The sequence below is a fragment of the Streptomyces sp. NPDC039430 genome (genome assembly GCF_055639435.1).
Genome location: NZ_JBVKAK010000004.1, coordinates 295,193 through 307,425 on the forward strand (window position 1 = coordinate 295,193; position 12,233 = coordinate 307,425).

At 70.3% G+C, this 12,233-nt stretch carries 11 protein-coding genes; 2 read left to right on the forward strand and 9 right to left on the reverse strand.

Going from position 1 to position 12,233, the window contains the following annotated elements; all coding sequences use genetic code 11:
- Positions 1-72: 72 nt before the first annotated feature.
- From ACZ7LS_RS13105 to ACZ7LS_RS13120, 4 genes are all read right to left on the reverse strand, one after another.
- On the reverse strand, positions 73-1,494 hold the full coding sequence (locus tag ACZ7LS_RS13105) for a GH1 family beta-glucosidase (RefSeq protein WP_385129862.1): 1,422 nt from the start codon (positions 1,492-1,494) through the stop codon (positions 73-75).
- A 140-nt stretch (positions 1,495-1,634) separates the two neighbouring features.
- On the reverse strand, positions 1,635-2,561 hold the full coding sequence (locus ACZ7LS_RS13110) for a carbohydrate ABC transporter permease (RefSeq protein ID WP_385129718.1): 927 nt from the start codon (positions 2,559-2,561) through the stop codon (positions 1,635-1,637).
- Between the two features lie 19 nt (positions 2,562-2,580).
- Entirely contained in the window at positions 2,581-3,618 is a 1,038-nt protein-coding gene (locus ACZ7LS_RS13115; protein ID WP_382518976.1) for a carbohydrate ABC transporter permease, read from the reverse strand.
- A 222-nt stretch (positions 3,619-3,840) separates the two neighbouring features.
- Positions 3,841-5,151 carry an ABC transporter substrate-binding protein gene (locus ACZ7LS_RS13120; protein ID WP_382518974.1) on the reverse strand — a complete coding sequence of 437 codons (1,311 nt, stop codon included), beginning with the start codon at positions 5,149-5,151 and terminating at the stop codon, positions 3,841-3,843.
- A gap of 266 nt (positions 5,152-5,417) precedes the next feature.
- Between ACZ7LS_RS13120 and ACZ7LS_RS13125 the strand changes: the two genes are divergently transcribed.
- Positions 5,418-6,449 carry a LacI family DNA-binding transcriptional regulator gene (locus ACZ7LS_RS13125; RefSeq protein WP_382665551.1) on the forward strand — a complete coding sequence of 344 codons (1,032 nt, stop codon included), beginning with the start codon at positions 5,418-5,420 and terminating at the stop codon, positions 6,447-6,449.
- On the opposite strand, the gene ACZ7LS_RS13130 is transcribed toward ACZ7LS_RS13125, so the two are convergent.
- Entirely contained in the window at positions 6,439-7,197 is a 759-nt protein-coding gene (locus ACZ7LS_RS13130) for a class I SAM-dependent methyltransferase (protein ID WP_385129721.1), read from the reverse strand. The genes ACZ7LS_RS13125 and ACZ7LS_RS13130 overlap by 11 nt on opposite strands.
- 122 nt (positions 7,198-7,319) lie before the next feature.
- Positions 7,320-8,288, reverse strand: a complete 969-nt coding sequence (locus ACZ7LS_RS13135; protein WP_382518965.1) for an SDR family NAD(P)-dependent oxidoreductase — start codon at positions 8,286-8,288, stop codon at positions 7,320-7,322.
- A 291-nt stretch (positions 8,289-8,579) separates the two neighbouring features.
- Here ACZ7LS_RS13135 and ACZ7LS_RS13140 point away from each other — a divergent pair, with 291 nt between their 5' ends.
- Complete coding sequence (locus ACZ7LS_RS13140; RefSeq protein WP_385129723.1) at positions 8,580-9,578, forward strand: alpha/beta fold hydrolase; 999 nt, start codon at positions 8,580-8,582, stop codon at positions 9,576-9,578.
- Between the two features lie 52 nt (positions 9,579-9,630).
- Here the strand turns inward: ACZ7LS_RS13140 and ACZ7LS_RS13145 are convergent, their stop codons facing one another.
- The 3 genes from ACZ7LS_RS13145 to ACZ7LS_RS13155 all read right to left on the reverse strand — a co-directional run bounded on the left by ACZ7LS_RS13145 (position 9,631) and on the right by ACZ7LS_RS13155 (position 12,221).
- Positions 9,631-10,650, reverse strand: coding sequence for a CU044_5270 family protein (locus ACZ7LS_RS13145; RefSeq protein WP_385129725.1), 1,020 nt, complete (start codon positions 10,648-10,650; stop codon positions 9,631-9,633).
- Positions 10,647-11,315, reverse strand: a complete 669-nt coding sequence (locus ACZ7LS_RS13150) for an RNA polymerase sigma factor (RefSeq protein WP_382665559.1) — start codon at positions 11,313-11,315, stop codon at positions 10,647-10,649. Before ACZ7LS_RS13150 ends, ACZ7LS_RS13145 begins: the two co-directional genes overlap by 4 nt.
- A gap of 297 nt (positions 11,316-11,612) precedes the next feature.
- A complete protein-coding gene (locus ACZ7LS_RS13155; RefSeq protein WP_385129727.1) occupies positions 11,613-12,221 on the reverse strand; it encodes a flavin reductase family protein in 609 nt (202 codons plus the stop codon).
- Between the last annotated feature and the right edge of the window lie 12 nt (positions 12,222-12,233).

Sequence of the window (12,233 nt, forward strand, 5' to 3'; positions counted from 1 at the left end):
ACGGGACCGGCCGCCGCACCCGGCGGGCCGGTGACCGGTGGCGCCGGCCGCGGCCCGTGCGGGTGCGGTGGGCTACCGCCCCTCGGGGAGGGTGCCGGTGCGCGTCAGCTCCGCGTACCAGCGCGCGCTGGACTTGAGGACCCGGCGCTGGGTCGCGTAGTCCACGTACACCATGCCGAAGCGCTTGCTGTAGCCGTACCCCCACTCGAAGTTGTCGAGCAGCGACCAGAGGAAGTAACCGCGGATGTCCGCCCCCGATCCGATGGCGCGGTGCACGGCCGCCAGATGCCCGCGCAGGTAGGCGATGCGTTCCGGGTCGTGTACGTCGCCCTCCGGGCGCGCGTAGTCGTCGAAGGCTGCGCCGTTCTCGGTGATCATCACCGGCAGGTCCGGATGGTCACGGCGCACCCGCATCAGCAGTTCGTAGAGGCCGTCCGGGTCGATCGTCCAGCCCATGGCGGTCCTGCCGCCCGGTGTCTGGTGGAAGGCGACGTGGTCCGCGCCGGGCCAGGGGCTGTGGTCGCTCGCGCCGTGTCCGTCCGAGCCGTGGACGGCGGGGCCGAAGTGGTGGGAGACCAGGGTCGGTGAGTAGTAGTTGACGCCGAGGAAGTCGAGCGGCTGATGGATGAGCGCGGTGTCGCCGTCCCGGACGAACGACCAGTCCGTGATCGCCGAGGTGTCCTCCATGACATCGGCCGGGTAGGCCCCGGACATCATGGGGCCGGTGAAGATCCGGTTGGCGGTGCCGTCGATACGGCGGACGGCGTCCGCGTCGGCCGCGCTCTCCGTCAGCGGCCGCACCCGGTGCAGATTGAGCGTGACGGACACCTGCGCGGTGGCGGGCAGCCGCGCGCGCAGCGCCTGGACGGCGAGGCCGTGAGCGAGGTTGAGATGGTGCGCGGCCCGCAGGGAGTCGGCGAGGTCGGTACGGCCGGGGGCGTGGACGCCCGAGCCGTATCCGAGGAAGGCGCTGCACCACGGCTCGTTGAGGGTGGTCCAGGTCGTCACCCGGTCGCCCAGGGCGTCGGCGACGATCCCCGCGTACTCGGCGAAGCGGTGGGCCGTGTCGCGCGCGGGCCAGCCGCCCGCGTCCTCCAACTCCTGCGGCAGATCCCAGTGGTAGAGCGTGACGACGGGCTGGATCCCCTTCGCCAGCAGGCCGTCGGCCAGCCGCCGGTAGAAGTCGAGCCCCTTCTGTGACGCGGGCCCGGCGCCGGTGGGCCGGACCCGGGGCCAGGACACCGAGAAGCGGTACGCGCCGACGCCCACGCCGGACATGATCTCGATGTCCTCGCGCCAGCGGTGGTAGTGGTCGGTGGCGATGTCGCCGGTGTCGCCGTTGCGTACCCTGCCCGGGGTGTGGGAGTACACGTCCCAGATGGAGGGCGTGCGGCCGTCCTCCGCGACGGCGCCCTCGATCTGGTACGCGGCGGTCGCGGTACCCCAGAGGAAGCCGGGCGGGAACACCAGGGGGGCCGCGGGGTCGGGGTCCAGGGCGCGCCCGGGGTCAAGTGCTGAGGTGGCCACGAAGGGTCCTTCCGCAGAGATCGAACGGTGTGGTGCGTGGAGCGTGTGCGCTCGGCGTGTGAACGCTCGGAGTGTGTGTGCGTACGGCGGTGGGGGGTGGCGGGCCGTCAGCCCTTGATGGCTCCCTGCATGATGCCGCCGACGATCTGGCGGCCGAAGACGAGGAACATCGCCAGCAGCGGCAGCGTGCCGAGCAGCGCGCCCGCCATGATCACCGACTGGTCGCGGACATAGCCGGCGCTGAGCTGGGTGAGGGCCACCGGGACCGTGGGGTTCGTCATGTCCAGCGCGATGAAGGGCCAGAAGAAGTCGTTCCAGGCGTGAACGAACGTGATCATGAACAGCACGGCCATCGGGGGCCGGGCGATGGGCAGGACGATGCTCCAGAAGATCCGCAGGGAGTGCGCCCCGTCCAGCCGTCCCGCCTCGATGAGTTCGTCCGGCAGGGCTTCCTTCAGATACTGCCGCATGAAGAACACCCCGACCGCGCTGACCAGCGTCGGGAAGATGACGGAGGGCAGTGACTGCCCCCAGCCGAGGTCGGCCATCATCATGAACAGCGGGACGACTCCGAGCTGCGGCGGCACCAGCATCGTGCCGATGACCAGCATCAGCAGGAGGTTGCGGCCCCTGAAGCGGAGTTTGGCGAAGGCGAAGCCGGCGAGGGTCGCGAAGAAGACGGTCGAGAGGGCGATCACCCCGGCCACGATCAGGCTGTTGACCATCGCCCGGCCCATCGCCGCGTCCTGCCACGCCGTGGCGAGGTTGGTGAACAGGTTCGGGCCGGGCAGGAACGGCGGCGGGGTCTGGGAGACCCGGGTGTTGTCGGTGGAGGCGGCCACCATCGTCCAGTAGAGCGGGAAGAGGGAGACCAGCGCGGCGAAGCCGAGGAGGAGGTACGCGAGGGGTCCCGCGTGGTGCTGACGGCCGGCGCCGGGACGCAGCACGCGGCCGAACCGGCGCGGTACGGACGGCGGCGGATGGGGCGCCCGGTCGCGGGCGTCCGCCCGTACCTGCGCGATATCGGTGGTCATGGGGCCTGCTGCTCCCTGGTCAGGACGTACGGGGTGTACGAGGAGTACGGGACGTACGGGACGTGACGCGCGCGAGGACGCGCTGGAGGACGAAGACGAGGAGGAGGATGAGGAACATGGCCCAGGCGATCGCCGAGGCCCGCCCCATCTGGTAGTTCTTCCAGCCCTCTTCGTAGAGCAGCAGACCGAGCGTCTGGTACTGGTTGTCGGCGCCGCCGCTGATGCCGTTGGGGCCCTGTCCGAAGATCAGCGGTTCGCCGAAGAGCTGGGTCGCTCCGATGGTGGAGAGCACGATGGTGAAGATGATCGTGGCACTGATGCCCGGGACGGTCACGGTGCGGAACTGCTGCCAGCGGGAGGCCCCGTCGATGGCCGCGGCCTCGTAGAGATCTCTGGGTATCGCCTGCATGGCGGCCAGATAGAGCAGGGCGTTGTAGCCGGTCCAGCGCCAGATCACGATGAGGGAGATGGCGAGCTGGGCGGGCCACTTCTGGCTCTCCCAGTCGACGTTGTCGACACCGAAGAGGCCGAGCCCCCAGTTGATCATCCCGAAGTCGCGCTCGAACAGCATGGTGAAGACGAGCGCGGCGGCGCCGATGGAGGTCGCGTACGGGGTCAGGACGGCGACCCGGAAGAACGTCGAGCCACGAAGCCGGTAGTTGAGCAGATGGGCCAGGCCGAGGGCCATCAGGAGCTGCGGGACGGTGGAGATGACGCCGAGCGTGAAGGTGTTGGTCAGCGCGTTCCAGAACCGGTCGTCCGCGAAGAGTTCCGTGAAGTTGGCGAGGCCCCGCCATTCCCGGGTGTCCATCGAGGACAGCTCGACGCGGTGCAGCGAGATCCAGAAGGTGTAGAGGAGCGGATAGAGACCGAAGGCGCCGAAGATCAGGAAGAACGGGGCGATGAAGGCGTACGGCACCGTGCCGAGGTCCAGGCGGTGCAGGAGAGTGCGTCGCGCCTGACGGGACGGCTCTGAGCCGGTGCCCTTTCCGGGCGGCCGGGCCGACGCGGGGCGCGGCTGCCCGCCCGTGGGGGCAGCCGGGGTGGAGGTGGCCACGCGGGCTTCCTTCCGTGGAGTGATGCGGTGGGACGGCGAGGCGGTGACACAGAGTGGAGGGGGCCCAGGACCGAGGGGGTTCAGGACCGAGGGGGCGGTGGGGCAAAGAGAGCGGTTGGGCAAAGAGACCGGAGGGCGGAGAAGCCGGGGGACGACGGCTGGGCCGGGCGGGGCGCGCGGCCGGGGCGTCGGGCCACCGGCCGCGCGGGCGGGCCGCGACGGTCAGCGCGCCAGCTTCTGGATGCGTTCGTCCGTGGTCTTCCACGCCTCGTCCGGGCTCTTGCCCTGTGACTCGATCAGCTGGAGGCCCGCCGAGAAGGTGTCCTTGATCGTGCCGTCCTTGCGTCCGAGGATCTGCTCGTCGGGGATCTCCTTCGCCGCGGCACCGAAGATCTGGCCGATCGGCGCGTCGCTGAAGTACGCGGACGTGCCGCCCGCGACCTCCGGCAGGTCGAGCGCCGTCTTCGAGGACGGGAAATTACCGAGCTTCTCGAAGATGTACGCCTGCTGCTCCGGCGCGCTCAGCCAGGCGACCAGCTTCTTGGCCTCCTCCTTGACGGGGCTCTTCTCCATCACGCCGAGGAACGAGCCGCCCCAGTTGGCGCCCTTGGGTGCCTTGGCGATATCCCACTTGCCCTTGTTCGCGGGACCGGCCTTCTCGCTGATGTGGGCGAGCATCCAGGCGGGACAGACCGCCGTGGCGAAGGTGCCGTTGGCCAGCCCCGGGTCCCAGCCCGGCTGGAACTGGCGCAGCTTGGCGGTGAGTCCGGACTTGGCCGCGTCCGACGCGAGGGCCCAGGCGTCCTTGACGGCGGGGTTGTCCTGGTAGACGAGTGTGCCGTCCTTGTCGTAGAACTGCTTCTCAGCGCCGTAGATCATCGCGTTGAACAGGCCGGTCGAGCTGTCCATGAAGGAGACGTCGCCGTCCTTGGAGTGCTGCTTGAAGTCGCGGCCTGTCCGGACGTACTCGGACCAGTCCCCCTCCCAGAGTTTCGCCACCTCCGCGCGGTCCGTGGGCAGCCCGGCCTGCTCGAACAGGTCCTTGCGGTAGCACACGGCCATGGGGCCGATGTCGGTGCCCAGGCCGAGCAGTTTGCCGTCCTCGGTGGTGACCTGGTTCGACTTCCACGGCAGGAAGTGATCGAGACCGGCCGTCCCGGACAGATCCGCGAACTTGTCCGCCTGCGTGTCGACCAGTTCCTTGGCCCGGCCTATCTCTATGCCCTGGATGTCCTTCAGTCCGCTGCCCGCGGCGAGGCGCGTCTGGAGGGCGGTGTAGTACGTCTGCTCGTCACCGGCCACATCGGCCTCGATGAGGATGTCCGGGTTCTCCTTCATATAGCGGTCCAGGAGATCGGTCTCCTTGAACCCCATGACTCCGAAGAGGCCCATGCTGATGACGGTCTTGCCGTCCTTGGTCCGTGCCTTGTCCGAGTCGCCGCCGCCTCCGCAGCCGGCGACGAGAACGAGGGACACGGCGGCCGCCGTAACGGTGGCGAGGGTCGAACCGAAGCGCTTACGGGCAGTGCCCATGTGCTTCCTCCTAGCAGCGGCGCTCAGGCGCGCGCCTGCTGCGGCTCACGGTCGAGTGGGATCGAAAAACCCGTGCCGGGAGAAAACTGGGAGCGCTCCCAACGGGTTGTGGAAGACTCTCCGCAGAGACCAGGCTCTGTCAAGAGTCGAAGTCGGTTCCGTTGCCGGAATGTGTCCCGTTCCGGGCCATCGGCGGATCGGCGGCCCCGCACAATCTCCTGGTGAGCGCCGTGACGCCGCGCCAGGAGCAGAGTTGAGGAGATGTGATGAGCAGCAGCAAATGGTCAGGCCGGAGGCCAACTCTTGAAGCTGTCGCCAAGTTGGCGGGTGTGGGCCGCGGGACGGTCTCGCGCGTGGTCAACGGCTCCCCGGGCGTGAGCGCGAAGGCGCGCGCCGCCGTCGAGGCGGCCATCGCGGAGCTGAACTACGTACCGAACCCCGCTGCCCGCAGCCTGGTCACCAGCCGCACCGACAGCATCGCGCTGGTGATCCCCGAGTCGGAGAGCCGGCTGGCCGCGGAGCCGTACTTCTCGGCGGTCATCCGGGGGGTGAGCACCGAACTCGCCGACACCGAGATGCAGTTGCTGCTGATTCTGGTACGCAATCAGCGCGAGCTCGACCGGCTGACCCGGTTCGTGGAGGCGCAGCGGGTGGACGGGGTGCTGCTGGTCTCGGTGCACCAGGACGATCCGCTGCCCGCGTTCCTGGAGAAGACGCGGATACCGACGGTCCTCGCGGGCCGGCGCTCACCCGACGAGCCGCTCAGCCATGTCCACGCCGACAACATCGGCGGGGCGGCGCAGGCGGTACGTCATCTGCTCGGCCAGGGGCGCCGGGCCGTCGCCACGATCACCGGGCCGCTCGACATGGACGTCGGCCGGAGCCGCCTTCAGGGGTGGCGGGACGCGCATCTCGAAGAGGGCGGGCGACGGGCGGACGAATCCCTGGTCGTGTCGGGGGACTTCACCGAGGAGGGCGGCCGGGCCGCCATGCGTGAACTTCTCGAACGGCGCCCGGACCTGGACGCCGTCTTCGCCGCGTCCGACGTCATGGCGGCGGGCGCGCTGACGGAGCTGCGGGAGCGGGGACGGCGTGTCCCGTCGGACGTCGCGGTCATCGGCTTCGACGACTCGATCGTCGCGCGACACACCGTCCCGCCCCTGAGCAGTGTCAATCAGCCGAGCGAGGACATCGGACGGGCCATCACCCGGCTGCTTCTCGACGAGATCAACGACCCGTCCCGGCCGCGCCGCCGGCTCACGCTGCCGACCACTCTCGTCCACCGGCTCACGGCGTGAGCGGCCGGCGGGCCGTGATCATGAAGCGGTGGCAGCGTACGGTCAGCGGGCTGCCGGAGCTCAGCCGCGCGTGCAGCGCGCGGAGCCGGGCGTCATAGCGGTCGGCGTCGAAGCCGGGGATCTGCCAGGGCGTGACGCGCAGGAAGAGCAGTACGGCTCCGATGTCGTGGAAGGCCGCGGGCACCAACTCCTCGCGGGCGTCCAGGATCTCGAAGCCGGCGCCCGCGAGCCCAGCGCGCGCCGCGGCCAGGTCCCAGTGGCTGTAGCCGTGTCCGGGCGCGCCGAGCGCCTCGTTCAGCTCCGCCAGATCCCGACCGCCGACCTGTTGGGTGACGAACACCCCGCCGCCGCGCAGCACCCGTGCGACCTCGGCCGGCGCGTAACTCTCGTGCCGGCTGGTGACCAGCCCGAACGCCGCGTCGGGCAGTGGGAGCAGATCCTCGTCCTCGTCGCTGGTGTCGATGACCGGTACCCCCAGCGGTGCGAGCCGGCCGCGGGCGACGGGGACATTCGGCGGGTAGGACTCGGTCGCGGTGGTACCCGGCGGGAGCGGGGCGAGTCCGGAGAGGAACTCGCCGCCGCCGGTGCCCAGATCGAGCAGTGCGTCCCCATCGGCCAGCCGCGACCGCACCAGCTCCGCGAAGTCCCATGAGGTGTTCTCTTCTGTGAAGCGTCCGGCGAACACCCCGAAGTCCCAGCCCTCGAACGGCGCGTGGGCCGCGCCCTGGACCAGATCCGTGTAGTTCATGACCCGCACGCTATCCGGCGCGCCCGTCCCGTGTCCGGACGGGCGGACGGGGCGGACGGGCCTCACCAGCCGGCGCGGCCGGCCGGTGAGGCGGAGCGGGTCCCTGCGGCGGAGGAGTCCGCTCACGCGGTCGCCGCGAACGCGTTGACCCCGGTCAGCTCGGCCGAGAGCCGCCACAGGCGCGCGGCCTGCTCGGGGTCGGTCGCGTAGGCGCGTACACCGCCGGCCACCGAGGTGTCCTGGGAGGCGGGCTCGGCGATGTCGCAGTCCTCGCAGTACACCCCGCCCTCGCCCGCCAGCTGGGGTGACGTCGCCGCCCACACCTGGGTGGCCGCGCCCTGCTCCAGCGTCTTGAACGCGGGGTTCACGCCGTTGCCCCGCTCGTCGATCCAGCCGGCGGCGACCATCTCCTCCTTGGCGAGGTGGCGCTGCAACGGGGTGAGGATGCCACCGGGGTGCACCGAGAAGGCCCGTACACCGGAGTCGCGGCCCAGCGCGTCGAGCTCCACGGCGAACAGCGCGTTGGCGGTCTTCGCCTGGCCGTAGGCCTGCCACTTGTCGTAGTCGTGCGCGAACCACATGTCGTCCCAGCGGATGGGCGAGTTGCGGTGGCCGGACGAGGAGAGCGAGATGACCCGGGCCCCGCCGGGCACGATCGCCGGCCAGAGCCTGTTCACGAGCGCGAAGTGCCCGAGGTGGTTGGTCGCGAACTGCGCCTCCCAGCCGGGACCGACCCGGGTCTCCGGGCAGGCCATGACCGCCGCGTTGTTGATGACGATGTCGATGGTGCGGTCCGAGTCGAGGAAACGCTCGGCGAACCGGCGGACGCTGTCGAGATCGGCGAGGTCGAGTTCACCGACCTCGACGCCGTCGATGCCGTGGAGGGCCTTCTCGGCGGTCTCGGGCCGCCGGGCGGGCACCACGACCTGTGCGCCGGCGCCGGTGAGAGCGCGTGTGGTCTCCAGGCCGAGGCCCGAGTATCCGCCGGTGACGACGGCGAGCGCGCCACTGAGGTCGATACCGCGCAGCACATCCTGTGTGGTGCTGCGGGCTCCGAACCCGGATCCGATCCTGTGCTGTGGGGTTGTCATGACCGAAAGGCTACGAATTGGAGCGCACTCGAAGTCAAGGGCGCCGGCCGGGCCTCGTAAGGTTCACCCTGGTGACGGGTTTGTCCGGGAAGTCGGCGATGCCGGGACGCCGCGGCGGGCCGTATCCGTACTCCGTGGGGCACCGATCCGCCGTGCTGCTGAGCGAGAGTCGAATCCACCAGCGGGTCGCGGGGCGCGAACCGCCCACGATCGGGTCAGCGATGCGCGATCGGGCCGGGTCAACTGCTAGGCAGGGACGTTCGTGTCCGTTCCGTAGCTCTGGAGTCACCCATGCCCATCGATGCCGTTCTCACCCAGGAGCATGACTCGCCCATGGTCACTCCGCTGATCCCGGAGCAGCCTGCCGAGGAGGGCGGGCCGGACGGTCCGGTCGACGAACGTGACGTGACGTTCGACGGCTTCCGCTACACCTGCCGCGTCGTCGACCACGGCTCCGCGCTGACCGAGCCCCTTCTCGTGCTGGGCGGTTCCTCCCAGGACCGCAACTCCTGGGTGCGGCACGAGAAGTGGCTGGCTCCGCTGGGGCAGGTGATCACCGTGGATCTGCCGGGGTACGGTACGGCCGACTTCCTGCCCGCGCACTACGGCGTCGACTTTCTCGCCGCGGCCGTCCGGCATCTGCTCACCGAACTGGACGTACCGCGCGTCAATCTGGTCGCCGCCTGCTACGGCGGAGCGGTCGGCCTGCGCTTCGCCCAGCACTACCCGGGGATGCTCGCCCGGCTGCTGCTGGTCGGTATGACCACCCGGATCCCCGCGGATTACGCGGCGGCGATGGAGCGCTGGTCCGTCATGATCGACCGCGGTGAGACGGAGACCATCGCCCGCGAGCTGGCCGACCGCTTCATGTCGCCGCCCGGCACGGGCCGGGTACGCAAGCACGCCGCCGTGTCCCGGCTGGTGTACCAGCAGATCGCCGGGCAGGACCCCGAGCAGCTGAGGAAGTCCGCCGAGCACAACACCCGGCTGATGCGGCACGAGTGGTACCGGCCGGAGCCGGTACCCGCCGTGCCGAGCCTGGTGGTGACCGGTGAGCACGACACGCTGTGCACGCCCGCCATGGGACGTGAGGTGGCCGCCCAGCTTCCCGAGGCGCGGTTCCTGACCATCGACGAGACCGACCATCTGGCCCCGGTGGAGCGGATCGCGGACTTCGCCGATCTGATGGCGCGGTTCTGTACCGACCGGTCACTGGACGACCTGTCGTACGCCAGCAGGCCGGAGACGCTGGGCACGGCCGTCGGCGCCGTCGAGAGCGCCGCGTCCTGAGAGCCGGGCCCGCCGGCCCCGGGGAGGGGCCGACGGCGGCGTGGACCGCCCCTCAGCGGGAGAGGGGCCGCTGGTCCGTCGCGTCGGCGATGCCCACATCGAGGAGCGCGACCTCGTTCGTACCGAGATAGCTCAGCCGGTCCCTGTCGAAGACCCAGACGACGGTGTCCGTGTCCCTGTCCCTGTCCCTGTCCCTGTCCGTGTCCCTGTCCCTGTCCGTACGGAGGGCGAGGCCGACGCCGTGCCGTCCTGAGGCGTCGACGGCGTCCTGCCTGACGACGACTCCGGGGATCTTGGCGGTCGCCCGGTACAGCGCCGCGTTCAGCTCGGGCCGGAGGGTCGCCTGCGGGAGCATCTCGGCGATGGCCTCGAAGACCGCCTCGCCCTGGGTCGGGCCCTGGCCCTCGGTGTCCTTCTCGATCTTCTTCAGCAGGGTGTCGGGGTCGGTGGGAAGGGCTTCAAGCTCGCGGTACGTGGTCATGTTGGGGTCCTGGTAGAGCAGCATCTTGCCCTCCGCCTTCCGGGGATCCAGCGAAGGGCTGCCCTGTTCGAACACTTGCCGGGCGAGGCCGTTCCGTTCGCCGTTCACCGCGATCCAGTCCTCACGGACGAAGACGTCCGTACCCTGGTCCGACACCGGCCGCCAGCCTTTGATCTTGGTGTACACGTACTGATCGTCGCGCACCGTGCCGGCCGGGCGTCCGGCGGCCGCCAGGGCGATACGGTTCAGCAGCCGCACCGCCTCGTGGTGGTCGGCCGCGCTCACCTCGGACGGCGTCGAGTCGCCGAACGCGCCCGTGAGGCTCGTCGCCGTGGCCACGGCGGCCACGAGCAGTGCGGGGAACGCGACAAGAGCGGTCCGCCGCCGCCAGCCGGGACGGGCCGGGCGTACGGGCGTGGACACGAACGGGAGCGCGGGCGCGGGCGCGGATTCCTGGGTGATCTGCCGCATAAAGCGCTCTTTGAGGATACTCCGCCGGTCGGCGGAGAGGTCCTGGCACTGCGGCGCCGGAGGAACCGGAGACGATTCCTCATGCCCGGCGCGGGACTGCCGTCGCGAGAAGAAGCTCATCGGTTCCCTTCCTGTACCGACGTGACCGCCGAAGCGCGGCTTCCTATGAACTGTCCGCAGGACGCGGAGTGTTGCGCGTTCCCCCTGCCCCGGCGGAGCTCCGCTTCGGTGAGTTTACGGAGCCGCCCGCGCGCCCGGGACAGCCGGGAGCGTACGGTGCCGACGGCCACCCCGAGGGCCTCGGCGGCCGCCGCGTGGTCGAGCCCTTCCCAGACGCAGAGCATGAAGACCTCCCGTTCCGCGCGCCGGAGTCCGCCCAGCGCCACCCGGGCGGCGGCCAGTTCCTCGGTGTCCGCCAGCCGGGCGGCCACACCGTCCGCGAAGTCCGGTTCGGCTTCCGGTTCCGGGAGCCGGGCGAGCGCGAGGTCATGGCGTCTGGCCGAGCGCACGATATTGCGCATGACGTTCGTGGCGATCCCGAGCAGCCAGGGACGGAGGCTTTCCCCCTCCGCGTGCACCTTCTCGCGCAGCCGCCACGCCTCCAGAAAGGTCAGCGATACGACGTCCTCGGAGGTGGCCCAATTGCCGGTGACGCGCATGGCATAGCGATACACGATTCCCGCGTGGTCTTCGAATAACTGCCCGAACGCGGCCGTGTCTCCGGCTCTTATGCGGGCGCGGGTCGAATGGTTCACATCTCTCTCTGTCCGACGTCGTTCCTGCATTGCCGTGACTCACGCCATATGCACATACGGTCGTTTTCCCGCAGAGCGGGTGTCGGAGAGCTGAACAGTGAACGTCAAGAGGGCGACACCCCGTAAGCATCGGCGCCATACCGGGATCAAACGGAGCATCAGGGTGCGAGTGGGCACGAGCAGGTGCGGGAGACCGAAGCGGCCCCGGTCACTCGGTCACCCGGCCGCCCGGCCGCCCGGCCACCCGGCCACCCGGCCACCCGGCCACCCGGCCACCCACGGAAACGCCCCCGCGAAGGGGTGACCGCCGTGGGTGGCCTGGCGGCGTCAGGTCCCCGGATGCGGCGGAAGCGGTACGGGGGTGGCGAACGCGCCGTTGTGGTGCACCAGCGCGGGCCCCTCGCCATGGCCACCGCCCGACTCGACTTCCCCGACCACGAGCACATGGTCCCCGATGTGCTGTCGCAGCGTCACCCGTGCGCTGAGCCAGGCCGGTACGCCCTCCAGGAGCGGCAGTCCGTCGTGATCCGCCCGCCAGGGGACGCCGGCGAACCGGTCGATGCCGCTGCGCGCGAACTGCCGGGCGAGCGTGGTGTTCTCGGTGCCCAGTACATGGACGGCGAAGCGTTCGGCGTGCCGCACGGCGGCGAGCGTGGACGCCGTGACGCCGAGGCAGAACGAGACCAGCGCGGGTTCCAGCGAGACCGAGGTGAACGAGGTGGCGGTGAAGCCTGCCGGTCCCGGCACGGTGATCACGGTGACCCCGGCCGCGTGCCGCCGCAGAGTACGGCGGAGTATCTCATCAGCCCCAACAGGGCTGGAAGCGGCGGGAGTTGACGTGGCCGACGAGCTGGAGGTGGGGGGATCGGTGGAGGTGGGGGGATCGGTGGAGGTGGGGGGATCGGTGGAGGTGGTGCGTTCTGCGGACACGGTCATGCCGCTTCCCTT